This is a genomic window from Halomonas tibetensis, from assembly GCF_042643535.1.
Taxonomy (GTDB): domain Bacteria; phylum Pseudomonadota; class Gammaproteobacteria; order Pseudomonadales; family Halomonadaceae; genus Halomonas; species Halomonas tibetensis.
The window spans coordinates 57,555-82,951 of record NZ_JBHRSQ010000016.1; the positions used below are offsets into that span (position 1 = coordinate 57,555).

Genomic DNA, 25,397 nt, shown 5'->3' on the forward strand with positions numbered 1-25,397 from the left:
GAACGTGCTTATACCAGCCCGGCGAGGCCCAGCAGAAATGCCGTCAGCCCCAGGCAGACGCCGAAGGCGGGCCAGGGCATCAGCCAGGCATCTGCCCGGCGCAGCCGCCAGCGCCAGCGGCGGGCCTCGCGCCTGACCGCCAGACGGCGGGCCCGGGCGCGAATCCGGCGTCGCCAGCCCCGTTTCGCCAGCCACCGGTGCAGTGGTATGGCGGCCAGCAGCGCGGCGCCGAGCGCCATGGCCACCAGCGCCGGCATGAGCCCCTTGAGCCACTCGCCCGGCGAGGCCAGCAGCCCCCCTGGCGCATCGACGAAGGCCCAGGGCAGCAGCGCGGCCAGTGCGCCGAGGCTCCACAGCGCCGCCAGCAGCCAGCCGGGAGCAGTGCCTCCCCGCGAGGCCGCGCCGGTGTGATGAAGCAGCCAGAACAGCCGCAGCATCAACAGGCTCGTCAGCACGCCGCTCAGGGTGAGCGGCCACGTAGCGAGGGTTGCCTCATTCAACGAGGTGTCCAGCCCCGCCTTTATCGCGAAGCCGGCACCAGGCGGTATCCCGGCCAGGGTCAGGGCCGGCAGGCCCAGGGCGCCGAGCAGCAGCCCCCGCCTCGCTGTCATGCGTTCTGCCATGCCCGCGCCGAGGAAGAGTGCCGCCTTGGCCATGGCGTGGGCGGCCACCAGGGCCAGCAGGGCCGGCAGGGCCGCTGGGCTGCCCAGTTGGTGCAGCCCCAGCAGGGCGGTGGCCAGGCCCATCTGGCTGACGCTTGACCAGGCCAGCAGCGGCTTGGGGGCGGACTGGGCAATCCCGCGCAGGGCGCCGTAGAGGGCGCCGGCGAGTCCCCCGGCGACCAGCACCAGTCCCAGCCGACTCCCGGGCTCCGCGCCGGGCATGAGCAGCAGGCCCCCCAGCACCCCCACCTTGATCATCAGCCCGGAGAGCACTGCACTGGCGATCGGCGGGGCAACCGGATGGGCCAGCGGAAGCCAGCCGTGCACGCCGATGGCGCCCGCCTTGATGGCGAAGCCCAGCCCCAGGGCCGCCAGCGCGGAGGCCGGCAATTCTGCGGCGGACAGATCCTGGAAGGCCAGCGAGCTGGAGGCCTGCCAGACCAGGGTCAGCCCCAGCAGCAGGCTCACTTCGGCGACCATCATGATGGCGAGATAGCCCGCCGCGGCGCGTCGCGCCGCCGGGCGTTCGTCCAGCCGCACCAGGCCCCATCCCGCGAGGCCCAGCCAAGCGGTTCCCACATAGAAGGTGAACAGATCGGCTGATGTCAGGGTGACCAGGTGGGCCGCGGCGGTGAGCATGAGCAGCGCGGTCATCCCCCGGGGCGAGCCTGTGGTCTCACCCGCCAGTGTTCCTGACCTGGCGGCGGTCAGGGCCAGCGGCCAGAGCAATAGCGCCGGCAGCAGCCAGGCGAGCCGGTCAGTGTCGATGCGTGGCAGTGTCAGCGTGAGACCGGGATCGGTGCTCAACGCCACCAGGCCTATCAGCCAGGCCAGCATCACCAGCATCAGCGCCGGGGTCGCTTCGCGCCGGTCGTCCTGAATGGCTGTTGGGGTGTGGGTCGGCGCAGCTGCGGGTATCAGGGCGATGGACATGAGTCGCCACAGCCAGGCGGCGGTGAGCAGGGTGCCCAGCAGCATCGCTGCGGCCAACAGCGGCTGGTTGGCCTCCAGGGCGGCGCGCAGCAGCCACCACTTGCCCATGAAGCCGCCGCTGGGCGGAAGCCCCATCAGCGATAGCCCGCCTAGCGCGATGACCGCCCAGAGCAGCGGCTGGCGATGGGCGCTGCCGGCCAGACCCGACAGGCGGTCGTGACCGAAGCGATGATGGAGCCTGCCGGCGGCGAGGAAGAGGGCGCCCTTGGCCAGGCCATGTGCCAGCAAGAGCAGCAGGGCGCCGCGGGCGCCGATGCCCTGCCATGCCTCGCTGTCGGCCACTGCCGGGAGCAGCAGCGCATAGCCGCCTTGCGAGAGCGTCGACCAGGCGATCACCAGCTTGATACGATTCTGCAGCAGGGCCTGGAGGCCGCCCCACACCATGGCCAGGGCGCCGAGGATAGCCAGCGCCTGGCGCATCAGGCTGCCGAGTTCGGCGAAGGGGCCCAGCCACAGCCGCCACAGCACCATCACGGCGGCGGCTACTACCGCTCCGGAGAGCATGGCGCTGACCGGGGCCCTGGCGCGGGAGTGGGCCGCCGGCAGCCAGGCATGCAGGGGCACCATGGCCGCCTTGATCAGCAGCCCCAGGGTCATCACCAGGGCGGCAAGGCGCGCGGCCGGGCCGTCCTCGATGACCGCCGCCAACTGCACCAGGTCCAGCCGCCCGAACTGGCCGTAGAGCAGGGCGACCCCCAGCAGGTAGAGCAGTGAACCCAGCAGCGAGGACATGAGGTAGCGCAGCGCCGCCACATGGTAGGGGTCTTCCCGGGAACGACTGACGAGGCCCACCGCCGCCAGCGACATCAGCTCCAGGGTCACGTAGAGGTTGAAGAGATCCCGGGAGAGCAGCAGGGCGTTGAGTGCCGCCCACAGCATCCACCACAGGCTCCACAGGTAGCGGTCGTAGTGGCCGTCCGACTCCGCCAGCAGAGCCAGACTGGCCGGTCCGATCAGCAGCCCGACCATGGTGATGAGCAACACGGCAGGTGCATCGAGCCGCCAGGCGATCCCCACCGGTGGCGCCCAGCCCCCCAGCCACAGCGTTGCCTCGGCGATGATGCCCCCGAATCCCAGCCCTACCAGCCCCAGACCGCCCAGCCCTGACACCAGCCCGCCCAGGGCGATGACCACCTGATGGCGCGCCGGGAGCAGGCCCAGGAAGGCGATGATGGCCAGGATCAGGGGCAGGGCGACGAGCAGCGGTAGCAGCCAGTCCGTCGACGTCACGGCCCCTCCCCGCGGCGTCGTTCGTGGGACTGCACGGCGAGTGCGAGCACCGCGGCGGTGGTGCTGACCGCGACCACGATGCCGGTCAGCACCATGGCGTGGGGCAGCGGATCAACGCCATCGGCGGTACGCGCCATGCTGACCAGCAGCAGGAAGACGGCACTGGCGAGCACGTTGAGCGCCAGCACCCGACGCAGCAGGTCGGCGGTGCGGAACAGGCCGACCAGCGCCATGCCGGCCAGCGCCGCGGCCAGCAGGAGGTAGAGCTCGCTCATCGGCCCGGCTCCCCGTAGAGATAGAAGGCCATCAGCATCAGGGCGATGGAGAGGGCGGCGGCGGTCTCCACGGCGAGGATCACGGTGCCCGCCATGCTCGCGGGAATGGCCAGGAAGGTGCCGGTCAGCAGCAGACCGCCGAGCGCCACGGCCAGGAACAGTATCACCCCGGCAGCCAGCAGCAGGCGCAGCAGCGGCTGGCGTCGGGGCTCGTGCATCCAGGGGACCGCCCCGGCAAGCACCAGCAGCACGCCGCCGGCACCGAGCACGGCCCCAGCGGGAAAGGCGCCGCCCGGAGCGTGACTGCCGCGCCACAGCAGGTAAGCCGGGACCAGCAGAAACAGCGGGTGCAGCAGACGGGTCAGTGCCGGCAGGCCCGGCAAGGCCGTGGCGGGTGCATAGGGGACGAGCGCCGGTCCCAGCGACCAGACCAGAAACACCCCGGTCAGCATGACCGCGATCTCGAGCAGGGTGTCCCAGGCGCGCAGGTTGAGCAGTATCGCGGTCACCGCGTGGGTCACGCCGCTCTCAGGCAGGGCCTCGCCTATCGGCACGGCGAGACCCGGGCGCGGCAACTGCCAGGCGACCCAGGCCAGAGCCAGGGTCGCGAGCAGGGCGGTGAACAGGGCAAGCAACACCAGCGGCCTCTGTGTGGCCCGCCACGCGGGCGAGTGCCCACCAGTGGCGGGCAGTCGACCGAGAGCCGCCAGCAGGAGGGCGCCGGTGACCCCGGCCCCGATGGCCGCCTCGGCCAGGGCAATGTCCAGTGCATCGAGGCGCACCCAGACCAGGGCCATCACCAGCCCGAAGGCCATGAAGTGGACCACCGCGGAGAAGCGATGGCGGTCAAACAGCGCCTGCCAGGCGAGCCAGGCAAGGCCCGCAACGAGCAGGAGGTCGAAGCCGATCACCAGCCCACTCATGGCCGCCTCGTGTCTTCGCGCGTGACGGCCGGTGGCGAGGGCCGACCCAGGCGAGGCCGCAGGCCACAGGCTAGGGCGGTGGAAGCAATCAGGGTGGCGCCGATGCTGGTGGCGATCAGTATCAGTCCCCACACCAGCAGGATCTTGAGTGCGGCGGCCAGGTCCGGCGCCTGACAGGCCAGCCCCAGGCAGATCAGTCCCAGCCCCAGGTTGTCGGCCTTGGTCAGGGCATGCAGACGGGCATAGAGATCGGAGAAGCGGATCAGGCCGAGGCTGCCGGTGATGAAAAAGATCGCGCCGGCGGTGATCAGCACGTTACCCAGAAGAGACAGCCATTCAGTCACGTCCCGCCTCCTCGCGACTGCCGCTCTCCTCGTGGAGCAGCGTCCAGGTGCGGGTGACGAAGTTGGCGGTGGCCACGGCGGCCAGCAGGGCGAAGATCAGCGCCACATCAACCAGGGCCGGCTGCGCGAGTCCGATACCGAGCAACAGCAGCACGGCGATGGCGGAGACGCTTACCAGCTCGGCGGCCAGCATTCGGTCGGCGCTGGTGGGGCCACGGTGCAGGCGCCACAGCGCCACACCGGCGTTGAGCAGCAGCAGCGCGGCGATAGCCGCATGAAACATCAGCTGGGCTCCTTGTCCTCTGGGGAGATGTCGTGGGAAAAAAGTCGGGCGACACGTGCCTCGAGGCGATCGAGCCCGGGGCGGGTACTGGCGTCCATCTGCAGCACGTGAACCTGCAGTGTATCGGGGGTCAGGCCGAGTGTCAGGGTGCCGGGGAGCAGGTTGATCAGGCTGGCCATGAACAGGCGTCCCGGGCCTTCGGGCAGGTGGGACCAGACATGGTTGATGATTCGCGTGTCGGGATCGAGCCGCGGACGACAGGCCATGATCGCCACCTTCAGGCCGCCGCGCAGGGTGAGCCACAGGGCCAGGGGGAGAAAGGCAAGAAACGCCAGCGGTCTCAGCCGCACGGCCCTGCTGTTCGGCATCGCCAGGGCGGTCACCAGAATCACGGGCAGCCCCCAGGTCCAGGCGCCCCCGCCACCGCTGACTACCCACCAGAGCAGGGTCAGCAGGACGAGGCGCCTGGCGAGGCGGGCCACCATCAGGAGGGCTTCTGCTCCGTGCGCTCCTGGCCGCCCTGGTGGGCGGTAGGATGGCTCTTGACACCGCGGGCACTGAGCACGCGTTTCTCGACCTCGACGATCAGATAGATGGCCAGACTGCCGGCCAGGATCACGCCCCAGTGGCTTGGTGCCAGGCCCTCGCTGCCGAAGATTACCTGCATGAAGGGCAGGTAGGTCCAGCCCAGTTGCAGGACCACGATGATGCCGATGGAAGCCCATACCGGGCGGCTGCCGAACAGGCCTGCCATGGAGAGGGTGCTGCGCAGCAGGTAGCGGCTGTTGATCAGGTAGGCGGCGCTGCCCATCACCAGCATGTTGACCGCACCGGTCCGGGCCAGCTCGATGCTGCCTCCCTGAGCCTGCAGCCAGATCAACATGCCGAATACCCCGAGCAGCAGCAGAATCGAGACAAATACCACCCGCCACAGCAGGAAGAGGTCGAGTAGCGAGGCGTCAGGGTCGCGGGGCTGGCGGGTCATGATGTCGGGCTCGGCGTCCTCGAAGGCCAGCGCCAGGCCCAGCGTTACCGCCACCACCATGTTGACCCATAGCGCCTGCAGCGGCGTGACCGGCAGGTTGGTGCCGGCCAGTACGGCAAGCATGATGGCCAGGCCCTGGCCGCCGTTGGTGGGCAGGATAAAGGTGATGGTCTTGCGGATGTTGTCGTAGACCTTGCGACCCTCGCGAATGGCGCCGACGATGGTGGCGAAGTTGTCATCGGCCAGCACCATCTCGGCGGCCTCCTTGGCGGCCTCGGTGCCCTGGATTCCCATGGCCACGCCGACGTCGGCACGTTTCAGCGCCGGGCCGTCGTTGACGCCGTCGCCGGTCATGGCGCAGATCCCGCCCTGGGCCTGCATTGCCTTGACCAGGCGCAACTTGTGTTCCGGCGAGGCCCGTGCGAAGACGTCGACATCGAGGATGGTGTCCTCGAGCTCTTCGTCTGACATCGCCTCGATCTCGCGACCGCTGATGGCCCGCTCGGTGTGGGCGAAGCCCAGCTCTCGGGCGATGGCCAAGGCAGTGACCGCATGATCGCCGGTGATCATCACCGGGCGGATACCGGCGGCCAGGCAGTCCTTGACCGCCTCGATCGCCTCGTCCCTGGGCGGGTCGAGCAGCCCCACCAGCCCCAGCAGCACCAGCTCCTCCTCGGCATGTTCGTCGGTCAGCTCGTGGACGTCGTTGACACGTTTCTCTGCCAGCGCGAGCACCCTCAGGCCCCGTGAGGAGAGGTCGTGGATGCGCTCTTCCCAGAGCTCGACGTCCAGCTCGTGCTCCTCACCGTTATCGCGAACACGGTGGCACATCTCCAGCAGGCGGTCCGGTGCGCCCTTCACCAGAAGAAGCTGCTCGCTGTCCACCTTATGAAGGGTGGCCATGTACTTCCGCTCGGACTCGAAGGGAATGGCGTCATGGCGAGAATGGTCACCGCGCAGCTTTTCCGTGGTCAACCCGGCCTTGGCGGCGGCCACGACCAGGGCGCCCTCTGTCGGATCGCCGTGGATTCGCCAGCGGCCCTCCTCTTCGGCCAGTTCGGCGTCATTGCACAGTACCCCCACCTTGAGGAAATGGCGCAGGGCGTGGTCATCGTCAAGATCGAGTGCTGCCTCCTCGGCATCGCCGTCGTTGACGCGGTGGAAGCTTCCCTTCGGGGAAAAGCCGATGCCGTCGATGTGCACCTCGCCCCGGGGTAGCCAGATCGCCTGGGCGGTCATCTCGTTGCGGGTCAGCGTGCCAGTCTTGTCGGAAAAGATGGTGGAGATGGAGCCCAGGGTCTCTACCGCGGGCAGGCGACGAATAATGGCGTTCTTTTTCGCCATGGTCTGTACGCCCAGCGCCAGGCCGATGGTGACGATGGCGGGCAGGCCTTCGGGAATGGCGGCGACTGCCAGGCCCACGGCGGCCATGAACATGTCGACCAGCGGCTGCTCGTGGACCAGCACCCCGAAAACACCGGTGAGTGCCGCGGCGGCAAGGATAAAGAAGGCCAGCACCTGGCCGGCGCGGTCGATCTGACGCAGAAGCGGCGTCTTTAACTGTTCGACGCCGCGCAGCATTTCCGAAATGCGCCCGATCTGGGTATGGGCACCGGTTTCCACCACCAGGCCTCGGGCATTGCCCTGGACCACGATCGTGCTGGCGTAGGCCATGCTGATGCGGTCGCCCAGGTCGGCGTCATCCGCTACCGCCTCGGTAGACTTGTCCACCGGCGTGGACTCCCCGGTCAGCGAGGCCTCCTCGGTTCGAAAGCGCCGGGCTTCCAGCAGGCGCAGGTCGGCCGGGATGCGGTCACCGCTCTCCACCAGCACGATATCGCCGGGCACCAACTCCTCGGCTGGGATGGTCTGACGCTTGCCGCCGCGCAGCACATTGGCCTGAGGCGATAGCATCTGACGGATGCTCTCCAGGGCCTGTTCGGCCTTGCCCTCCTGGAAGAAACCGATTAGCGCGATGATCAGCACCACGCCCAAGATGGCTGATGCATCGAGGGTGTGGCCTAGCCCCAGGCTGGCAATGGCAGCGACGATCAGCACCAGCATCAAGATATTGTTGAACTGCTCCAGCAGGCGTTTCCACCAGGGGCGCGACTCGGCCTGCTGGAGCTGGTTGGGGCCATGCTCGCTGAGACGGCGTTCGGCCTCCTGGTCGTCCAGCCCGTCCTGGGTGCTGTCCAGGCGCTCAAGTGAGTCATCTCCGGACAGGGCATGCCAGGCAGTGGCCTCGCTGTGTTCGGACTCTGTCATCCTACGTCTCCCGCGCATGTTGGCATTGAGCTAGGTATGTTCTTACCATACAGCATGCTGCAGTGCAGTGATCCAGGGCAACAAGCGTCTGCACGTATCCGTCAACCCGGGGTCATGAACGCGAGTCGGGTACCGTGGGCTAGCCGCGTGGCGGTATCGACGGGGGGCGACTCGGGGAGGCCGACCATCTCGTCGGTCACGTCGGCCCAGGTCAGGATGCCATGGGTCAGACCCAGCGGCGCCAGGGCGCGGCTGACCCACTGGGTGCCGGTGAAGCGTCGTGTCTCGCCGTGCTCGTCCACCAGCAGGCTGTCGCCGCCGGCGTGGTGCAGCCGCACCAGGTAGTACCCCATGTCCAGCCCCTGTACCTCCACGGCGGGCGGTGAGGCCGGATCGAGACGTTTGGCAAGCGCTTCCAGGGTCACTTGGTCGGGCAGGGCGGGGGCGTTGAGAGGCATCATGGGTACCATCCGATGTTGGACATGAGCTGTCATTCTATCGCTACCTGTACAGAGATTGTCATGCCGTAACTGGCTGATGCGGGCATCTGCCACAGCGGTCGCAAGCTCAAGAGGAGCCGCGCCGCGAGATACCCGTGATCCGCTACGGTTGGCCGCCTGAGGTGTCAGCCCTTACACTGCCCGGCATTCACTGTGCGGCATTGCACCGTGCCATTTCGGCTCCTTATCACCCTCTCTCGGACGCGTCCCATGGCCCAGACCCTCTCGAAGCGAATCAACAAGTACATCAGCGAGAGTGGCATGTGCTCGAGACGAGAAGCCGACCGCTATATCGAGCAGGGAAACGTCCGAATCGATGGCAGGCGCGCCACGCCGGGTGACCAGGTCTTCGCGGGCAGCGTGGTCAAGGTCAACGGCCAGGTCGTCGAGCCGTTGGCACTGGATGAAGAGGATCTGGTGTTTATTGCCCTCAACAAGCCGGTGGGCATTGTCAGTACCACCGAGCCCACCGAGAAGGCCAACATCGTCGACTTCGTCGGGCACGGTGCACGCATCTTTCCCATCGGCCGGCTGGACAAGGATTCCCAGGGGCTGATCTTCCTGACCAACAACGGCGACCTGGTCAACCGCATTCTGCGGGCGAGCAACCAGCATGAGAAGGAGTATCGGGTCACCGTCAACAAGCCGATCACCGATGAGTTTATCGCCGGCATGGGCGGGGGCGTGCCGATCCTCGGCGAGGTCACCCGGAAGTGCCCGGTGGTCATGGAGTCCCGGTTCGTCTTCAATATCACCCTGGTTCAGGGGCTGAACCGCCAGATTCGTCGCATGTGCGAGGTGTTCGGCTACGAGGTGGTGAAACTCGAGCGGATCCGCATCATGAATGTGTCGCTCAAGGGGTTGGCGACGGGTGACTGGCGGGACCTGACGCCGGTTGAAGTGTCGACCATTCTCGCCATGACCGAGCACTCCGCTTCCGAGACCCGGGCGCCTGGCCGTCGCAAGGCCCGGCACAAGGGCGGCAAGGCGGGGCCAAAGAAAGCGGTAGCCGGAAAGACGGGGAACCAGCAGCGAAAACCTCCTCGCCGTGGCGAAAGCAGCCCCCCTGCAGGCGGCAAACCAGCCGGTGGTAAAACGGCCAGCGGCAAGTCCGCGAAGCGCAAGATGGCAGACAAGAACATGGCGGCTGGCAAGCCGGCCAAGGGCGGGCGACCCTCGGGGGGGCGCGCGAAATCCGGCGGTCCTCCCGGCAAGCCCCGGGGCAGGAAATAGCCTGCCGCCGTGGCAATGCCCATGAGGAGTACCATGACCGATTCTCGCCTGCAGAGCCCAGCCGCGGCCCGAAACCGCCAGCCGATCCTGGAGGTGCTGCGCCAGGTGTTGCCGGATAACGCGCGCGTGTTGGAAGTGGCCAGCGGCAGCGGCGAGCACGCCCTGCACTGCGCCGCCGATATGCCCAGTTGGGTCTGGCAACCCAGCGACCCCCACCCTCGAGCGCTGGCATCTATCGCCGCCTGGCGCCAGCAGGTAAGCCTGCCCAATCTTGCTGAGCCGGTCCGGCTCGATGTCACCGACCTCGATAGCTGGCCGGCGGCCCCCTTTGAGGCTGTCGTGGCCATCAACCTGATCCATATCTCGCCCTGGGCGGTGACAGAGACGCTGATGGCGCTGGCCGAAGAGTGCCTGATGCCGGGCGGCGTTCTTTACCTTTACGGGCCCTTTTGCCGTGGCGGGTTGCATGTCGCACCCAGCAATGCCGTTTTCGATGCCGACCTCCGGCGCCGCGACCCACGCTGGGGCGTTCGCGACCTCGAGGAGGTGATCGCTGAGGCCGGGCGCCATGGTTTGACGGTTGAATGCCTCGTGGAAATGCCCGCGAATAACCTCAGCGTAGTGTTTCGAAAGGGCTGATTAGTCCAGGGATGGCCCGATCACGTGCTTGACCTCCAGGTAGCTGGCAAGGCCCCAGGGGCCAAGCTCACGGCCGATACCGCTGATGCCGAAGCCACCCCAGCCAGCCTGCGGCAGCACCAGCTGCTCGCTGTTGACCCAGATGCTGCCGGCACGCAGCGCGCGGCCGACTCGGCGAGCACGCGCGACGTCGCCGGCAATCACGGTAGCCGCCAGGCCGAAGAGGCTGGCGTTGGCGAGGTCGATGGCCTCCTCGTCGCTTGCCACGCTGCGCGCACAGAGCACCGGGCCGAAGATCTCCTCCTGCCACAGGCGGCTGGCGAGCGGCACGTCACGGTAGAGCGTGGGCGCCACGAACTCGCCCTGCGCCGGTAACTGGCGATGGCGGCCGTCACGCACCGCCACAAGGCCTTCCTCGCGGGCTGTCGTCAGATAGCGCTCGACGGCCTCCCGCTGTCGGGCACTGGTCATCGGCCCCATGTCGGTGGCGTCGTCCAGCGGATCGCCCAGGCGAATCGCATCGATGCGCTCGGAAAGCGCCGCATAGAGCGGCTCGGCCAGGGTCTCATGCACGATCAGCCGCGACGTGGCAGAGCAGATCTGCCCCGAGTTGAAGAAGATGCCCGCCATCACCCAGTCGGCGGCCTGCGCGACCTCGGCATCTGCCAGCACCAGGATCGGCGACTTGCCGCCCAGTTCCAGGGAGACGTTACGCACCCCCTCGGCCGCGGCGTGCATCACCTTCTCACCCACCGCGTTGCTGCCGGTAAACGAGAGCTTGTCGACGCCGGGATGCGCGGTCAGCGGCGCGCCAATGCCTTCGCCATCGCCGTGCAGGAGGTTTAAGACGCCGGCAGGCAGCGCGATGGCCTCGGCGATCTCGGCCAGGGCCTGCTCCGGCAGGGGCGTGACCTCGGACGGCTTGAAGACGATCGTGCAGCCCGCCGCCAGCGCGGGGGCGATCTTCCAGGCACTGGTCACCAGCGGGAAGTTCCATGGTGTGATCAGCCCGACCACGCCCGCCGGGTCTTCGTAAACCTGCGCCTGAATGCCCTCCATGTCGTGATCGACCACACGTCCCTGGCGCGCCTCCAGGGCCTGGGCCTGCCCCGCGTAGTAGCGGTAGCAGGCGATGGCGTCGTCGAGATCGATGCCCGCCTCGGCCAGCGCCTTGCCGTTGTTGCGCGAGGACAGTTCCATGAGCTCGCTACGCCGCGCCGTCAGGCTCTCGGCGAGGGCCGTCAGATAGTTGCCGCGCCGGGCGCCGCCCAGCGCCTGCCAGCCGGGCTGTGCCCGCCGCGCCGCGGCCACCGCTGCGTCGACGTCCGCCGCGTCGCCTGCGGTGACCTCGGCGATCTGCCGCTGGTGGTAGGGGTCAATGATCGGCAGGCGGCGCTGGCCGGCGCTCTCGACCCAGCGGTTGTCGATGAACTGTCGTATCAGCTGTTGCATGGGATGCTCCACTGGCGGTGGTGTGACGGGCTAGCGGTCATGGGCGCGCTGCCAGTCATCAATCAGGGTGGCAAGGCGCTGGCCCGAGAAGCTCGGGAAGTGACCGCCGTGAACGGTTCGCACCGGCAGAGCGCGGAGCCGTTGCAGGCTGGCAGCATAGTCGTCGAGGTCGCTATGGTAGGCGTCCTCGATCAGCTCGCCGTCATAGATGATATCGCCCGATATCAGCGTTCGGGTCGACGCCTCCCATAGCGCAATGCCCCCGGGCGAGTGGCCCGGTGTGTGAATTACCTCGAAACAGCGATCGCCCAGGTCGATCACGTCGCCGTCCTCGAGCAGCGCGATGCTCGCCGGTACGGGGATGCGATAGCCACTGTGGGCATAGGGGGCCGGGGGCAGTGCCTCGAACATGGCGTCGTTCAGGAAATCATCGGCCAGGGTGCGAGTGGTGTCGGGCGCGGCGAGGATGTCGGCCTCGGCGGTATGCACGTGGCAGCAGTCGAATTCGCTGGCCGCGCCGATATGGTCGAAGTGGGTGTGGCTCGCCACCCCGACCACGTCTCGTTCTGCCAGCAGCGCGACATGCCGGCGCAGCGGCACCGCGCCCAGGCCGAAGTCAACCAGCAGGTCGCGCTCACGCCCTCGCACGTGCCAGAGGTTGCAGCGAAAGAAGGGTTTGATCCAGGGCTCGTCGATCAGCGTGATGCCGTCGGCAAGGCGCTGGGTGCGATACCACTGATCCGGAGCGATGCGCTCGAGACGCGCGGATGACGAGCTCATGCGGTGACCTTCTGTTGGCGTGAGTGCAGTTGGCAAACGGCATAGTAGAGCGCCCCGGTCAGCACGAACACCGGCAGCGAGGCGCCAAAGGCCAGCGGCGAGACCCAGTTCCAGTAGTAGGCCAGCACCGCGCCGACCAGATAGCATCCGAGCGCTCGCGGATTGATCGCCGGCAGCTGGCTGGCCTCGGCCATCAGCCGCTGAGGCGAGTAGCGTTCACGCCCGACCAGGAAGTAGTCGACAATCATCAGCGAGAAAGCCGGGATGAAAACGCTGCCGATAATCAGCAGGAAGGTCTGGAACTGGTCGAGGATGCCCGGAATCAGCGAGCCCAGCACCGAGACCACGCCGATGATCAGGGCTGGCTTCCAGAAGGGGGTGCGGGTGCGCACGCTCATGTAAGAGAGCGTCGCACTGTAGACGCACATCACGTTGGTGGTCAGCACCGAGAAGAAGATCACTAGAGCGGCCGGCAGGCCGAAGCCGAAGCTGCTGAGCAGCTGAGTGGGATCATAGGTCTGCGGGAAACCGATCGAGACCGACAGCGCCGAGACCGTGGCGCCGAGGCCCATGGCGACCAGGGTGGCGGTGACATAGCCGACCCAGGTGCCGATCACCGCCGTCTTGCCCGAGCGGCAGTGGCGGTTGTAGTCCGCGGCGAGCGGGATCCACGAGAAGGCGGTGGCGATGATGATATCGAAGGCCACGCCGGCCCCGAGCGCACCGGTGGCGTCCATCTCGGTGATCGTGGGCAGATCGTAATTACGCGCCAGGGCGAACACCACCACCCCGGAAAGCGCCAGCATCAGCACGGCAGCGAGCTTCTCCGCCTTTTCGATGCCCAGGTGCCCGCGCAGCGCGATCATCACCACCAGCACCTCGCAGAGCACCGTGAACAGCGCCACGTTGGAGTAGCCGGTCAGACTCGACACCGCGTAATCCAGGCTCATGCCGGCCAGCAGAGCCTGTATCCAGCTCCAGGCGACCAGCGCAAACAGGTTGACCCAGGCGGGAAACATCGCCCCCAGGCGCCCAAAGGTGCCGCGGGCCAGCACCATGGTGGTCATGCCGGTCTGCTGGCCCATCAGGCCGATCAGCACCAGCGGGATAATGCCGACGCTCGAACCGATCAGCACCAGCAGCATGGCGTGCGAAAAGGTCAACGAAGGCACCAGCAGCATGCCGGTCAGGATGGTGGTGACTACCACGTTGGCGCCCAGCCACAGGGCGAAGGTTCCGGGCATGCCGAGGCTGCGTTCGACGTTGTCGGCGGACAAGGTGTCCTGACCGACGAGAGAGGAAGTGTCGCTCATTATTGTTTTCCCAATGTGAGGAAGAGGTGAATTCGACGGTGTGTCTGCGACACGACTATCAGCCGGCGCACCAGCGATGGGCGTCGATCTCGATCAGCAGGGGGCCATCCAACGGGCGTTGCTGAAGAGCAATGGCAAGGTCGTCGGGCGTTTTGACATGGGTCGCTAGGCAGCCGAACCCGGCAGCCACGGTGAGAAAGTTCGGGGCCTGAATATCCACGCCGAGCCGTTCGACACCCTCGGCATCCATGAAACGGCGGATCTCCTCGTACCCTGCGTTGTGCCAGAGCAGGATCACTACCGGCAGGCGAGCCTCCACGGCGGTGGCCAGTTCGGAGAGGGTAAACATGATGCCCCCATCGCCAACCAGGGCCACCACCGGCAGGTCGGGTCGGCCCAGTTGCGCACCCAGTGCCGCCGGCAACCCGTAACCGAGAGTCCCGTAGCCGGTGGAGGCATTGAAGTAGCGCCGGGGAGCGGGCTGAGCCACCAGGTGATTGCCGGCGTAGACCGGGGCGGTGGAATCACCGACCAGGATTGCCTCTGGCAGTGCCTCACGCAGCACGCGGTAAAGGGGTACGAAGGGGGTGAAAGCGGGATCGCGGTGAAGGCCCAGCTCGGTCAGGACCTCTGCCGTGCGTTCGGCACCCCCTCTGAGGACGGGGTGCGGAAAATGCTCGAGCAGGCAGTCCAGGCTGCGCCCGGCGTCCCCCACCAGCCCCAGTGCCAGGGACTGGTTGCGTACCAGCTGCTGGGCGTCGATGTCGATACGGATCAGTTTACCGTTCAGGGTGAAACCGTCGTCGAACACGACGTCGTAGTCTGTTTCACCGAGCTCGGTACCCACGGCGAGGATCACATCGGCTTCGGCTGCCAGCCGCCTCACGGCGGGCAGGGCGCCATTGGCACCCAGGTCGAGCGAGTGGTCGCGCCCCAGCAGCCCCTTGGCATTAATGGTGGTCACCGTGGGGGCATCGAGGTGTTCGATGAGTCGCCTGGCCGAGGTGGGGGCATCCGCGCATCCACCGCCCAGCAACACCAGAGGTCGTTCCGCCTGGCGTAACCACTCGGCGGCGAGTGCCACCCCCTCCGGATCCGGGCTGGCCCTGAACAGGCGTGGGGGGGGGCTCGGCACCGGAGTCGCGACGGGAGCGGCGAACAGGTCGATGGGAATCTCGAGGTGCACGGGCCCCGGTCGTTCGCCGTGAAATACCGCAAAGGCACGCGCCAGTACCTCGGGCAGTGCGCTCGGGTCGAGAAGGGTATGGCTGAAGCGCGAGACGCCACTCATCAGCTGTTGCTGATTCGCCAGCTCGTGGAGCCGGCCCTGACCCCGACCCAGGGTATCTCGGCGGTTGACGCTCGAGATCACCAGCATGGGGATAGAATCGGCCAGCGCCTGACCCATGGCGGTGGCAATGTTGGTCATGCCCGGGCCGGTGATGATCAGGCAGACGCCGGGCTTGCCGGTGGCACGGGCATAGCCGTCGGCCATGAAACCGGCGCCCTGCTCGTGGCGTGGCGTCACATGCTGTAGGCCGCTTCCGGTCAGGCCGCGATAAAGCTCCACGGTATGCACCCCGGGGATACCGAACACGCTGTCAACGCCGTAGGTGTCGCGCAGCAAGTGCAGCAGCAGGTCGGCGCAGGTCATGCTATGGGTTGACATGGTGATGCCTCAGAAGAAGAACGTATGGGCCATGAAGGTGATGATTGGCAGGGTGATGGCCGTGCGCAGCAGGAAGATGGCTCCCAGTTCCCAGAACTTCAGCGGGATCTTCGACTTCATCAGCAGGGCCCCGATTTCGGACATGTAGATTAGCTGGGTCAGAGACAGGCAGGCGATCACGAACCGGGTGAGCTCACTCTCGATGTTGGTGGCCAGGACGGCTGGCAGGAACATGTCGGCGAATCCCACCAGGGTTGCCGGCGCGGCAGCCTCGGCTTCGGGAACGCCCAGGAATTCCAGCACGGGCACCATGGGGTAGGAGAGCCAGGTGAACAGCGGTGTGAATTCGGCCAGGATCAGCGCCACGGTGCCGATGGCGAATACCAGAGGCAGCAGAGCCAGGAAGATGTCGGCGACGTTGAAGAGTGCGATGCGCACCATCTCTCGGGGGCCGGGTGCTTTCTCGGCGCGCCGTACCGCCTGAAGCAGGCTGTAGCGAAACAGGCCGATGTTCTCCGTGGGTTTTTCTGCCAGCTGGCAGCCTACCGGTTCGTAGTAGGTGTCAGGTTTACGCGACAGCGGTGGCAGTCTCGGCACGATGACGGCGGCGATCAGGCCGGCGACCACTACGGTGACGTAGAACTGGACGAACATGTGGTTCAGGTCGACGAAGCTGGTGATCAGCAGGGCGAAGGCGATGGAGACGATCGAGAAGTTGGTGGCGATCACCGAGGCTTCGCGACGGTTATAGAACCCCTTCTCGTACTGCTGGGTGGTGATCAGCACGCCCACCGTGCCGGACCCCATCCACGAGGCGGTGGCATCGATGGCGCTGCGGCCCGGAAGCCGGAAGATCACCCGGAAGGGCTTTCGCACCAGGCTGCCGATGAACTCCATGAAGCCGAACTCGACCAGGAAAGGCAGCAGCAGGGCGGCGAAGAAGAAGAAGGTTAGCAGCACCGGGGCCAGGTCATTGAGCATGACGCCACCGGTAAAGGAGGCGGTCACGAACTCGGGGCCGAACTGAAAGAAGGTCATCAATGCAAAGGCGGCACCCAGGATGCGCATACCGAACCAGACGGGGCCGACATGGAACATGTCGTGCAGCACGCCCTTGTTCGCCCAGCTCGGTTTGGCGACCTTGACCAGCAGCGTAGCAGCGACCGAGACACACAGCACCACCACGGCGATGGCCGGCAGAGCGTCGCCAAGCAGGGCTTTCAGGCTGTCGGCCATCAGGCCCATGCCGATATTGATGGTATCCCCGACCTTGAAGGGGACGAGAAACAGGCTCATTCCGATCAACGACGGAATCAAGAACTTGAACAGGTCACGGCGCTGAAAGGCGCTGCCGTTCGCGTCGTCACTGCCGGTGGATTCGATAGAGGACATTACGGTAACCCATGGATTGTTGTGATTGGCATTGTGTCGTTGTCGAGCCCCCGGCAAAGGCTCGTTGAGAGTCGTGATGGCGCTAGTCGCGGCGCTTGACACCAGGCAGCACGCAGAGCATCTCGTAGAGCAGGGTGGCGCCAATCAGCGCAGTGTTGCCGCTGGTGTCGTAGGGGGGGGAGACCTCGACCAGATCACCGCCAACAATGTTGAGGCCCGCCGCGCCGCGCAGGATCTCGAGACCCTGGCTGCCGGTCAGACCCCCCATTTCCACGGTGCCGGTGCCCGGTGCCACCGAGGGGTCCAGGCTATCGATGTCGAAAGAGATGTAGACCGGTATGTCACCCATCTGCTCTCGCACTTCGGCCATCAGCGGCTCGAGCGAGCGATACCAGCACTCCTCGGCGGTGACCACGCGAAAGCCCTGCTGCCGGCACCAGTCGAAATCCTCGGCGGCGTAGCCGGTGCCACGCAGGCCGATCTGAACCACCTTGCCTTGAGCCAGCAGGCCTTCTTCCTGGGCACGACGAAAAGGTGTGCCGTGGGCGATGGGTTCTCCGAACATGTGTTCGTTGACATCGGCATGGGCGTCAATGTGGATCAGCCCGACCGGGCCATGCTTCTTGGCGATGGCTCTTAGGATCGGCAGGGTGATGACATGGTCGCCCCCGAGGGTCAACGGTACGCAGCCATGCTGTAAGACCCCATCGTAGAAGGCAGTGATGATGTCCACCGTCTTGGGAAGGTGGAAGGTGTTGATCGGCACGTCGCCAATGTCGGCCACTTGCAGGCTGTCGAAGGGCGCGGCACGGGTGGCCATGTTGTAAGGACGCAGCATGCGTGATTCATCACGGATCTGCCGGGGCCCAAGGCGCGTACCGGGGCGGTTGGAAGTACCGATGTCCAGCGGCACGCCGATGAAGGCGGCATCCAGGCCGGCGGCACTCTCCTGGGTGGGAAGGCGCATCATGGTGGCAGGGCCACCAAAGCGTGGCATTTCGTTTCCCCCCAGGGGCTGGTTGAACGGGCTCATGGTTTCTCCTGCTGGTGACGGGATGATCACTCAAAATAGAGCAGGAATCGTGCCAGTTAATAGTCTATTGATTTTGCTAAGGATTGTGCTCGTTGTGATTCATTTATGAATCACGATAGTGAGTGAGGTGATGCAGTTGTGTATCATTGATCCATTAATGAATCACTGACATGGGCTCGACAACATGCATATCGACAGCCGGGTGCTGGAAACCATCGTTCAGACCGCCAGTGACCACTTCTTCATCGTCGATGGCATGGGTCAGGTGTTGGATGTCAGTCCCGGTGCGGCTGCCGTCTACGGCATGTCGCGGGAGGCACTCAAGGCCACCACGGTGCAGGAACTGGAGGCGCGGGGTGTCCTCAAGCCATCGATCAGTCTCGAGGTGCTGCGAACCGGGCAACCTGCCCAGCTGATGCAGGTGACGGGGACTGGCCGCCGAGTCATTGCCGAAGCTCATCCGGTCGAGGTCAATGGCCGGATCGAGCGCATTATCAGCCGGTCAAGAGACCTCACCGATCTGCAGTTTTTGCAGGATGAGTATGCCCTGCTGCAGCGTCGCTTCAGTGAGCACCTCAAGCGCAGCTACGCGGGTCCGTCAGAAGAGGGCGACCTTGAGGCAGACCTGGATTCGCTGCAGGTGCGAAGCCGTCTGATGCGAGAAGTGGCGCTAATGTTAAAGCGGGTGGCGCCGGCGGATGCCACGGTTCTGATGTTGGGGGAGTCGGGGGTGGGCAAGACGGCCTTCGCGCGCCAGCTTCATCGATGGAGCCGTCGCCGGGAAGGGCCCTTTGTCGAGGTCAACTGCGGGGCGATTCCCGACAACCTGTTCGAGTCAGAAATGTTCGGCTATCAGCCCGGTGCTTTCAGCGGTGCGACGCGACAGGGTAAGGCGGGCCTGCTCGAGCAGGCCGAAGGCGGCACGCTATTCCTGGACGAGATTGGAGAGCTGCCGATGATCATGCAGACCAAGCTGCTCAAGGTGATCCAGGATGGCACCTTGACGCGACTGGGTGACACGCGATCTCGCCGGGTCGACTTCCGTCTGGTGGTCGCCACCAACCAGGCGTTGGCCGAGCGGGTTCAAGAAGGGACCTTCCGGCTGGATCTCTATTACCGTGTCAACGTGATACCCGTGACGCTCCCGCCGCTGCGCGACCGCCGCGAGGATATTCCGGGTCTGGTAGAGCAGTGCCTGGAAGGGCTCAATCGACGCTATGGGCGCAAGAAACTGTTGCACTCCAGCGTCTGGTCGGAGCTGATGGGCCGTGACTGGCCCGGCAACGTCCGGGAGCTGGAAAATTGGCTCGAGAGGGCCTGGCTTTCATCCGACGGCGATCTCATTGACGCCCCGATCTCGCCTTCTGATCACCGGTTAACACAGGCGCAAGATATCGCTGGCGATTTGTCGGAATCGCTACCCGTTATGCTCGGTGACCGAGAGAGCTTGCCCGACTATCTCGGCAGAGTGGAACGCGACGTGCTTGACGATCTGTGTCAACGGTTGCCCAGCACCTATGCCATCGCCGATCGACTCGGCATCAGCCAGCCGAGCGTGGTGCGCAAGCTACGGCGGCATGGCCTGGCCATCAATAAATCCGGTTAGTCGGAGCCCGGCCGCGGGAGCCAGCGGTCAGGCTCCGGGCGCCGCGCCGCGGATACGTCGTCTCGCCGTCACTCCGGCATCTCGCCGGGCACCCGGTACCGGAGCGGTTCGGCCTGGCGTTCCTCGCGGGTCTTGGTTTCATCCTCGGTGGGCACGCCCCACAGGGTTTCCTGGCTGCCGTCTGGAAACGTATAGGTTGTACAGCCAGCGAGCATCACTATGGCCAGGCCGATGATGGGCAGCAGGACGTGTCGGGATCTCTTCACGTGTCTTTCCTTGATGATAGGGATTAGGGATAGGGATAGGGAGATGAATGGGTAGAGTAGACCAGCCTGCTGGCCGGCCAGTGCTGGGTAAAGATTCAAGATGCGGGGGCATCATCCCGACCAGCCCGCTAGAATCGGCACGTAGACTACCAGCAAGAGCACGGCGATCAGCCCCACCAGGTAGGGCACGATGGCGCGGGTGATGCGCTCCAGCGGCAGCTGGGTGACCGAGGAGGCCACGTAAAGGTTGATCGCTACCGGCGGGGTGATCATGCCGATGGCCAGCCCCATCACGATGATAATGCCGAAATGGATCGGGTCGATGCCGATCTGGATCACCAGCGGCAGCAGCACCGGCGTCAGTATGATCAGGGCGCTGGCCGTCTCGATGAATACCCCGGTCAGCAGGATCACCGCTACTATCAGCAGCATGATCACCAGCGGGTCGGTGGAGAGCGACAGCACGGCCTCGGCGATGGCGCCGGGTATCTGCCAGCTGGAGAGCGTCCAGCTCAGCACCGCCGAGGTAGCGATGACCAGCATGATCACCGAGGTGGTGATCGCCGAGCGGATCAGGATGCGGTAGACGTCCGCCAGGCTCAGGTCGCGATAAATAAACAGCGACACCATCAGGGCATAGTTGACCGCCACCACCGCGGCCTCACTGGGGGTAAAGATCCCGGAGAAGATCCCGCCGAGGATGATTACCGGGGTCATCAGGCCCCAGCTGGCGCTTTTGAACGTGCGCCAGATGGTGGCAAGAGAGAGGGCGGTGCCTCGCGGATAGTTGCGGCGATAGGCTTGGACGATGGCGATGGTGCCGAGCCCCAGGCCCATGATCAGCCCCGGGATCACGCCGTTCAGAAACAGCGTCGACACCGACTGCTGGGCGATCACCGCGTAGATGATCATCGGCACCGAAGGCGGAATGACCACGCCGATGGTCCCGCTGGCGGCGATCAGGCTGGCGGCGGAGGCGGGGTCATAGCCCTTCTTGCGCAGCTCTGGCACCAGGCTCGACCCCACCGCCGCGGTAGTGGCGGCGCCTGAGCCGGAAATGGCGGCGAAGAACATGCCGGCCCCCACCGAGACGATCGACAGCCCGCCCTTGAGAAAGCCGAACAGGGAATCGGCGAAATTCACCAGCTTCTCGCTGACCTTGCCCTGGGCCATGAGGTCACCGGCGAGGATGAACATCGGCACGGCCACCAGGGCGAAGGAGTTGATGCCCTGGAACATCTGCTGGGTGACCACCATCAGCGGCACGCCCTGGGCGTTGAGCGCCAGCAGATTACTGGCGCCGATGGCCAGGGCGATGGGCACCCCCAGCAGCATGAAGAGGAAAAACAGCAGGAACAGCATGCCGGTCATGGCAGGGGGTCCTCGGCGGTAGCGCTGTCCGAGTCATGGGCCGCTGGCCCCTTGATGAACAGTTCCAGCAGGTCGACCAGGGCATACCAGGCCATGACCGCGCCGGCGAGCGGAATAACGGCATAGACGTAGGTCATCGATAGCCGAAGCGATGCGGATTTCTGGAAGCTCTGCACCTGCATATAGCGATAGCCGATCACGATCAGCGCCACCATGAAGGCCAGCGCCACCAGCACCGCGGCGATGCGCGCCAGCTGGCGCAGTCGCTGCGGCAGGGCATCCACCACGAAGGTCACGGCGATATGCCGCCCCCGCTGAAAGGCCAGCGTGGCACCGAGGAAAGTGATCCACACTAGCAGGAAGCGGGCGACCTCCTCGGTCCAGCCCACCGCCGTGAAGAACACCCGCGAAACGATCTGCAGAGTGATCACGCCGATCAGCGCCGCCATGCCCGCAAAGACCACGGGTTGCATGACGGCGTCGAGGGCGCGCTCACACCGCTGCAGAGGGCGCAGCAGGTAGCGCGCAAGCAGGTTCACTTATTTTATCGCCTCCCGGATGCGGGTCAGGTAGTCGCCGAACTGCTCGCCGTACTTCTCATAGACCGGTGCCACGGCGGCCTGGAAGGCCTCAAGATCGGCATCATCGATGATCTGCATGCCCGACTCGCGCAGCTCGGCAAGCTGCTCGGCCTCCATCTCGGCGTTTACGCGACGTTCGTGCTCGGCGGCTTCCTGGGCGGCCTGCACCATCACCTCCTGGGCGTGTTCGGGCAGCTGGTTCCAGATCGGCATGCCCATCACGAAGATCGCCGGCGCATAGGTGTGTCGAGACAGGGTCATGTAGGTCTGCGTCTCGTTAAGCTTGAACGAATGAATGACGTTGACCGGATTCTCCTGGCCGTCGATGGTGCCCTGCTGCATAGCGGTGAGCGCTTCGGTCCATGCCATGGGAATGGCGTTGGCACCTAGCTCGCGAAAGGTGTCCACGTAGACCGGGTTCTCCATCACGCGAATGCGCAGGCCGTCCATATCCGCGGGGGTTTCTACCGGGCGCTCACTGTTGGTCAGGTTGCGAAACCCGCGCTCGGCGTAGGCCAATCCCTTGAGATTGACCTCGGAAAGCTTGTCGAGCAGCTCCTGGCCGATGGGGCCGTCGAGCACGCCATAGGCGGCCTCTGGGCTGGGGAAGAGGAAGGGCAGTTCGAACACCGCCATCTCCTCGACGAAGTTGGCCACCGGCCCGTTGGTGATTACGCCCATATCAACGGTGCCAATCTGCATGCCCTCGAGCAGGGTGCGTTCGTCGCCGAGGCTGGCGTTGGGGTAGAGATCCACGGAGACCGCGCCTTCGGTGCGTTCCTGCACCAGTTCCTGGAACTTCATCGCGGCGATATGAAAGCCGTCCTGCTCATTGACCACGTGGGCCAGACGCAGGGTGACCGGATCCATGTCAGCGAAGTCCGAAGCGTTGGCGGAGGCCATCATGGCCAGCGAAATACCGGCAACCAGCGTGCTGCGTGCAAAGCCTTTCATTGTTGGTTTCCTTATTTTAGTCAGCGTCTTGCGATTCGTTGCCTGCCGAGCATGCACCGGCCCGGGGACACTGGTCAATTGACCCGGCGTGGTATCGACAACGGATGTTTCATCACCTGTGACGGCCAAGGGGTTCGGATGGCCGGCCAGCCGGCCGGCGCGAAAGGGCGAATCACTATCTTGCGGCCTCCGGTAGTGAACGCGAAGGCTCAACCGGTGTCACGGGAATGGCCTGTGATTCTAGCTCGGAACGACGCGGTCAGGATGACGTCGTGGCCGATGGGCCGAGGTGTCATCCACGATGGTGGCGTGCTAGTGTCGCTTGATTCCCATGATTTTTCAGGAGATTGCATGTCATTTGCCAAGCCCTTTTCCAAGCACTTTTTTAAGCCCCTTGTCGTGATTACCAGCAGCGCTCTTGCCCTGACCTTTGCCCTGGCCGCCCCCGTAGTTGCCCAGCAAATGCCTCAGGGCGTCCCCAGCGCCGAGCAGCAGGTAGCTCAGCTCAATGAGATGGTTAACCTGAACGACAGCCAGGAGCAGACGTTGGTGTCGCTTCTTACCCAGGGCCAGGTGCGTCTGCAGTCACTGCAGACAGAAGCTCAGGGTGTGCAGATGCAGCTTCAGAGCCAGATCGGCCCGGATTTTGATGAAGCTTCCATCCGCCGCGATGCCGAGCGCCTCGGCCAGCTCACCGGGGACATGACTGCCGAAAGCGCCCTGATGCAGGCGCGGATCCAGTCCACCCTGACCGCGGAGCAGCGCGACGAGCTGGAACGTTTGGCTCAGCAGCAGCAGGAACAGATGCGCCAGATGCAGGAGCAGATGCAACAGCAGCAAATGCCCTCACAGTAAGTGGCATCGCCCCGGATGGCGGGGTGTTGCAGACACCAGAGGCGGCCTTTTGAGGCCGCCTCTGGCGGTTTAGGGCCCCGGCATCGAGTCCGACCACCATCGCGCCGAGCGACCGGCTCTTCCAGATCGACGCCGGTATGGCCGCCCTCGGCCATTCACATCTAGAGGACGCACTGGAAGCTTACTATAATGCTTGAGGATGCGTTGCACGTGGGCGTCACGATGGATAGGCTTTATTCCTGATTACAGGCTCGTTGCAAGTAGTCCTCTTGAATCCTGTTGCAGCAGCAGTACCTCGATACTAAAAGATAATCCGCCGACGTCTTGTTTCCCGCATCAGATCGGTAAATTAAGCGAGATGATCATGAGCATGATTAGCTGGCGAGCCGCAACGCCATCATGAAACCTCTTCTGAATAAGGCCTCTCTATGAAATCCATCTTATTGACGACGGCTGTGTCACTTTCGGTTCTTGGATGCGCCTCTGATTCTTTGCAACCCACTGAAGACAATCCCATCAGGGTCTCGGGAAGTCTGATGTATCTCGAACGCATTGCCATGCCGCCGGAAACTCGCGCCATCGTCGAGCTTCAGGCATTTACGCCTGATGGTTTCGGCATGATCGCAAGTATGGAGGAAAACTTCGATGGTCGGCAGATTCCGATCCCCTTTGAGCTAGAAGTGGATTCGTTCACCGGTTCGCCCGCAGTACTCGAGTTGAGGGCCGGCCTGGAGCTTGACGGTCGCATCATTCGGTCCAGTGAGCCTGTCACTGTATTCCCCTCATCAACTCCTGTGGATGTGGGTGAGCTATTACTCCGTTCGTTCGATGTGAGGGACCATGGCACTGCCATGGATTGCGGTGGTACTGAGGTAGTTTTCGATACGATCGGTGAGTACCTTGTGATGCAAGTTGGTGCGGAAGACTTCGCGCTCCGCCAGGTGCCCGCTGCCTCAGGCGTGCGTTATGAGTCAACGGGTGATCCGACTGTATCACTCTTCAACAAGGGGGCCCGGGCCGACGTCACCGTGCGAGGTGAGACTCTTCCTGAGTGCACAATCGACATGACGCCCACAGACCCCGTTCGTGCAACCGGTAATGAACCGCCCTGGATTGCATCTATCGAGGGCGACCAGCTGACATTGATCACCGAGTACGGAGAAACTACACGGACGGCACCTGTATTAAACGCCCATCGAGGCGCCTCAGTGACGCACTATCGGGCAGCAGGCGACGAGCTTGCTGTATCGCTTACCATTCGCAGTGAAGTGTGCAATGACAGCATGACCGGCATGCCGCATCCGTATTCCGCAACGTTGGCCAGTTCGCAAGGCGTATTACATGGGTGTGGGGGCCAACCAAGCGACTTACTTGCTGAGCACACATGGGAGGTCACCATGCTTGATGGCGACGTACCGCTGAGCGAGCCAAGCATGACAATCCAGTTTCTCCCCGAGGACGGCATTGTGGCAGGATCTTCTTCATGCAATCGCTTTCATTCCCCTTACACGTTGACCGGCGAACGTCTGGAACTCTCGCACGTTGCAGGGACCATGATGCTCTGCAGTGAAGAGATAATGGCTCAGGAGCAAGAGTTTAAACGCGTACTGTCCGGCATCGAGGGATTCGATATCGACACAGACGGCATGCTGGAACTTCGCGGAAGCGAAGGTCAATTGATAGCACGTCCGTCGACGACTGAAGAATAATGTCACGAAAATGTCACGAAATAGCCCGGCGCGTTGCAGCGAGCAGAGCTTTCTGTTCAAAACCTGCCACAAACCGGCGCG

At 64.7% G+C, this 25,397-nt stretch carries 23 protein-coding genes; 5 read left to right on the plus strand and 18 right to left on the minus strand.

Annotation, left to right across the window (positions count from 1 at the left end; translation table 11 throughout):
* Window positions 1–8: 8 nt before the first annotated feature.
* The 8 genes from ACFODV_RS12450 to ACFODV_RS12485 all read right to left on the minus strand — a co-directional run bounded on the left by ACFODV_RS12450 (window position 9) and on the right by ACFODV_RS12485 (window position 8,424).
* The gene (locus ACFODV_RS12450; RefSeq protein ID WP_379759902.1) at window positions 9–2,885 is read right to left on the minus strand and encodes a proton-conducting transporter transmembrane domain-containing protein; all 2,877 of its coding nucleotides are present in this window, start codon (window positions 2,883–2,885) and stop codon (window positions 9–11) included.
* Window positions 2,882–3,160 carry an NADH-quinone oxidoreductase subunit K gene (locus ACFODV_RS12455; RefSeq protein ID WP_379759905.1) on the minus strand — a complete coding sequence of 93 codons (279 nt, stop codon included), beginning with the start codon at window positions 3,158–3,160 and terminating at the stop codon, window positions 2,882–2,884. Before ACFODV_RS12455 ends, ACFODV_RS12450 begins: the two co-directional genes overlap by 4 nt.
* On the minus strand, window positions 3,157–4,083 hold the full coding sequence (locus ACFODV_RS12460; RefSeq protein WP_379759908.1) for a hydrogenase subunit MbhD domain-containing protein: 927 nt from the start codon (window positions 4,081–4,083) through the stop codon (window positions 3,157–3,159). The genes ACFODV_RS12455 and ACFODV_RS12460 overlap by 4 nt, the downstream gene beginning before the upstream one ends.
* Window positions 4,080–4,427 carry a monovalent cation/H(+) antiporter subunit G gene (gene mnhG / locus ACFODV_RS12465; protein WP_379759911.1) on the minus strand — a complete coding sequence of 116 codons (348 nt, stop codon included), beginning with the start codon at window positions 4,425–4,427 and terminating at the stop codon, window positions 4,080–4,082. The genes ACFODV_RS12460 and mnhG overlap by 4 nt, the downstream gene beginning before the upstream one ends.
* On the minus strand, window positions 4,420–4,710 hold the full coding sequence (locus ACFODV_RS12470; protein ID WP_379759914.1) for a monovalent cation/H+ antiporter complex subunit F: 291 nt from the start codon (window positions 4,708–4,710) through the stop codon (window positions 4,420–4,422). The genes mnhG and ACFODV_RS12470 overlap by 8 nt, the downstream gene beginning before the upstream one ends.
* A complete protein-coding gene (locus tag ACFODV_RS12475; RefSeq protein WP_379759917.1) occupies window positions 4,710–5,195 on the minus strand; it encodes a Na+/H+ antiporter subunit E in 486 nt (161 codons plus the stop codon). Before ACFODV_RS12475 ends, ACFODV_RS12470 begins: the two co-directional genes overlap by 1 nt.
* Window positions 5,195–7,963 (minus strand): cation-translocating P-type ATPase, encoded by a 2,769-nt coding sequence (locus ACFODV_RS12480; RefSeq protein ID WP_379759920.1) that lies wholly within the window; start codon window positions 7,961–7,963, stop codon window positions 5,195–5,197. Before ACFODV_RS12480 ends, ACFODV_RS12475 begins: the two co-directional genes overlap by 1 nt.
* Window positions 7,964–8,064: 101 nt before the next feature.
* Window positions 8,065–8,424, minus strand: a complete 360-nt coding sequence (locus ACFODV_RS12485; protein WP_379759923.1) for a DUF6482 family protein — start codon at window positions 8,422–8,424, stop codon at window positions 8,065–8,067.
* 249 nt (window positions 8,425–8,673) lie between these two features.
* Between ACFODV_RS12485 and rluF the strand changes: the two genes are divergently transcribed.
* Both rluF and ACFODV_RS12495 read left to right on the plus strand, forming a co-directional pair.
* Window positions 8,674–9,696, plus strand: coding sequence for a 23S rRNA pseudouridine(2604) synthase RluF (rluF, locus tag ACFODV_RS12490; protein ID WP_379759926.1), 1,023 nt, complete (start codon window positions 8,674–8,676; stop codon window positions 9,694–9,696).
* A gap of 33 nt (window positions 9,697–9,729) precedes the next feature.
* Window positions 9,730–10,335 carry a DUF938 domain-containing protein gene (locus ACFODV_RS12495; RefSeq protein ID WP_379759929.1) on the plus strand — a complete coding sequence of 202 codons (606 nt, stop codon included), beginning with the start codon at window positions 9,730–9,732 and terminating at the stop codon, window positions 10,333–10,335.
* On the opposite strand, the gene ACFODV_RS12500 is transcribed toward ACFODV_RS12495, so the two are convergent.
* The 6 genes from ACFODV_RS12500 to speB all read right to left on the minus strand — a co-directional run bounded on the left by ACFODV_RS12500 (window position 10,336) and on the right by speB (window position 17,974).
* The gene (locus ACFODV_RS12500) at window positions 10,336–11,787 is read right to left on the minus strand and encodes an aldehyde dehydrogenase family protein (protein WP_379759932.1); all 1,452 of its coding nucleotides are present in this window, start codon (window positions 11,785–11,787) and stop codon (window positions 10,336–10,338) included.
* 30 nt (window positions 11,788–11,817) lie between these two features.
* Window positions 11,818–12,567 carry an MBL fold metallo-hydrolase gene (locus ACFODV_RS12505; protein ID WP_379759935.1) on the minus strand — a complete coding sequence of 250 codons (750 nt, stop codon included), beginning with the start codon at window positions 12,565–12,567 and terminating at the stop codon, window positions 11,818–11,820.
* A complete protein-coding gene (locus tag ACFODV_RS12510; RefSeq protein ID WP_379759938.1) occupies window positions 12,564–13,880 on the minus strand; it encodes a purine-cytosine permease family protein in 1,317 nt (438 codons plus the stop codon). The genes ACFODV_RS12505 and ACFODV_RS12510 overlap by 4 nt, the downstream gene beginning before the upstream one ends.
* A 58-nt stretch (window positions 13,881–13,938) precedes the next feature.
* Window positions 13,939–15,549 carry a 5-guanidino-2-oxopentanoate decarboxylase gene (locus ACFODV_RS12515; protein ID WP_379759940.1) on the minus strand — a complete coding sequence of 537 codons (1,611 nt, stop codon included), beginning with the start codon at window positions 15,547–15,549 and terminating at the stop codon, window positions 13,939–13,941.
* Between the two features lie 9 nt (window positions 15,550–15,558).
* On the minus strand, window positions 15,559–16,941 hold the full coding sequence (locus ACFODV_RS12520) for a YjiH family protein (protein ID WP_379759942.1): 1,383 nt from the start codon (window positions 16,939–16,941) through the stop codon (window positions 15,559–15,561).
* 82 nt (window positions 16,942–17,023) lie between these two features.
* The gene (gene speB, locus ACFODV_RS12525; RefSeq protein ID WP_379759944.1) at window positions 17,024–17,974 is read right to left on the minus strand and encodes an agmatinase; all 951 of its coding nucleotides are present in this window, start codon (window positions 17,972–17,974) and stop codon (window positions 17,024–17,026) included.
* Between the two features lie 184 nt (window positions 17,975–18,158).
* Between speB and ACFODV_RS12530 the strand changes: the two genes are divergently transcribed.
* On the plus strand, window positions 18,159–19,580 hold the full coding sequence (locus tag ACFODV_RS12530; RefSeq protein ID WP_379759946.1) for a sigma-54 interaction domain-containing protein: 1,422 nt from the start codon (window positions 18,159–18,161) through the stop codon (window positions 19,578–19,580).
* Window positions 19,581–19,648: 68 nt separating this feature from the next.
* On the opposite strand, the gene ACFODV_RS12535 is transcribed toward ACFODV_RS12530, so the two are convergent.
* From ACFODV_RS12535 to ACFODV_RS12550, 4 genes are all read right to left on the minus strand, one after another.
* Window positions 19,649–19,846 (minus strand): hypothetical protein, encoded by a 198-nt coding sequence (locus ACFODV_RS12535; protein ID WP_379759948.1) that lies wholly within the window; start codon window positions 19,844–19,846, stop codon window positions 19,649–19,651.
* Between the two features lie 111 nt (window positions 19,847–19,957).
* Window positions 19,958–21,217 carry a TRAP transporter large permease gene (locus ACFODV_RS12540; protein WP_379759950.1) on the minus strand — a complete coding sequence of 420 codons (1,260 nt, stop codon included), beginning with the start codon at window positions 21,215–21,217 and terminating at the stop codon, window positions 19,958–19,960.
* Complete coding sequence (locus tag ACFODV_RS12545) at window positions 21,214–21,690, minus strand: TRAP transporter small permease (RefSeq protein WP_379759979.1); 477 nt, start codon at window positions 21,688–21,690, stop codon at window positions 21,214–21,216. Before ACFODV_RS12545 ends, ACFODV_RS12540 begins: the two co-directional genes overlap by 4 nt.
* Before the next feature lie 66 nt (window positions 21,691–21,756).
* Window positions 21,757–22,752 (minus strand): TRAP transporter substrate-binding protein, encoded by a 996-nt coding sequence (locus ACFODV_RS12550; RefSeq protein ID WP_379759952.1) that lies wholly within the window; start codon window positions 22,750–22,752, stop codon window positions 21,757–21,759.
* A 351-nt stretch (window positions 22,753–23,103) separates the two neighbouring features.
* Here ACFODV_RS12550 and ACFODV_RS12555 point away from each other — a divergent pair, with 351 nt between their 5' ends.
* Both ACFODV_RS12555 and ACFODV_RS12560 read left to right on the plus strand, forming a co-directional pair.
* Window positions 23,104–23,607 carry a hypothetical protein gene (locus ACFODV_RS12555; protein ID WP_379759954.1) on the plus strand — a complete coding sequence of 168 codons (504 nt, stop codon included), beginning with the start codon at window positions 23,104–23,106 and terminating at the stop codon, window positions 23,605–23,607.
* A 428-nt stretch (window positions 23,608–24,035) separates the two neighbouring features.
* Window positions 24,036–25,316 carry an META domain-containing protein gene (locus ACFODV_RS12560; RefSeq protein ID WP_379759956.1) on the plus strand — a complete coding sequence of 427 codons (1,281 nt, stop codon included), beginning with the start codon at window positions 24,036–24,038 and terminating at the stop codon, window positions 25,314–25,316.
* Window positions 25,317–25,397: the final 81 nt, after the last annotated feature.

Excerpts from the sequence above, each read along its gene's own strand:
- ACFODV_RS12455 (WP_379759905.1), bottom strand. The coding sequence starts at position 3,160 with ATGAGCGAGCTCTACCTCCTGCTGGCCGCGGCGCTGGCCGGCATGGCG.
- ACFODV_RS12460 (WP_379759908.1), bottom strand. The coding sequence starts at position 4,083 with ATGAGTGGGCTGGTGATCGGCTTCGACCTCCTGCTCGTTGCGGGCCTT.
- ACFODV_RS12470 (WP_379759914.1), bottom strand. The coding sequence starts at position 4,710 with ATGTTTCATGCGGCTATCGCCGCGCTGCTGCTGCTCAACGCCGGTGTG.
- ACFODV_RS12475 (WP_379759917.1), bottom strand. The coding sequence starts at position 5,195 with ATGGTGGCCCGCCTCGCCAGGCGCCTCGTCCTGCTGACCCTGCTCTGG.
- ACFODV_RS12480 (WP_379759920.1), bottom strand. The coding sequence starts at position 7,963 with ATGACAGAGTCCGAACACAGCGAGGCCACTGCCTGGCATGCCCTGTCC.
- ACFODV_RS12485 (WP_379759923.1), bottom strand. The coding sequence starts at position 8,424 with ATGATGCCTCTCAACGCCCCCGCCCTGCCCGACCAAGTGACCCTGGAA.
- rluF (WP_379759926.1), top strand. The coding sequence starts at position 8,674 with ATGGCCCAGACCCTCTCGAAGCGAATCAACAAGTACATCAGCGAGAGT.
- ACFODV_RS12495 (WP_379759929.1), top strand. The coding sequence starts at position 9,730 with ATGACCGATTCTCGCCTGCAGAGCCCAGCCGCGGCCCGAAACCGCCAG.
- ACFODV_RS12500 (WP_379759932.1), bottom strand. The coding sequence starts at position 11,787 with ATGCAACAGCTGATACGACAGTTCATCGACAACCGCTGGGTCGAGAGC.
- ACFODV_RS12505 (WP_379759935.1), bottom strand. The coding sequence starts at position 12,567 with ATGAGCTCGTCATCCGCGCGTCTCGAGCGCATCGCTCCGGATCAGTGG.
- ACFODV_RS12510 (WP_379759938.1), bottom strand. The coding sequence starts at position 13,880 with ATGAGCGACACTTCCTCTCTCGTCGGTCAGGACACCTTGTCCGCCGAC.
- ACFODV_RS12515 (WP_379759940.1), bottom strand. The coding sequence starts at position 15,549 with ATGTCAACCCATAGCATGACCTGCGCCGACCTGCTGCTGCACTTGCTG.
- ACFODV_RS12520 (WP_379759942.1), bottom strand. The coding sequence starts at position 16,941 with ATGTCCTCTATCGAATCCACCGGCAGTGACGACGCGAACGGCAGCGCC.
- speB (WP_379759944.1), bottom strand. The coding sequence starts at position 17,974 with ATGAGCCCGTTCAACCAGCCCCTGGGGGGAAACGAAATGCCACGCTTT.
- ACFODV_RS12530 (WP_379759946.1), top strand. The coding sequence starts at position 18,159 with ATGCATATCGACAGCCGGGTGCTGGAAACCATCGTTCAGACCGCCAGT.
- ACFODV_RS12540 (WP_379759950.1), bottom strand. The coding sequence starts at position 21,217 with ATGACCGGCATGCTGTTCCTGCTGTTTTTCCTCTTCATGCTGCTGGGG.
- ACFODV_RS12545 (WP_379759979.1), bottom strand. The coding sequence starts at position 21,690 with ATGCAACCCGTGGTCTTTGCGGGCATGGCGGCGCTGATCGGCGTGATC.
- ACFODV_RS12550 (WP_379759952.1), bottom strand. The coding sequence starts at position 22,752 with ATGAAAGGCTTTGCACGCAGCACGCTGGTTGCCGGTATTTCGCTGGCC.
- ACFODV_RS12555 (WP_379759954.1), top strand. The coding sequence starts at position 23,104 with ATGTCATTTGCCAAGCCCTTTTCCAAGCACTTTTTTAAGCCCCTTGTC.
- ACFODV_RS12560 (WP_379759956.1), top strand. The coding sequence starts at position 24,036 with ATGAAATCCATCTTATTGACGACGGCTGTGTCACTTTCGGTTCTTGGA.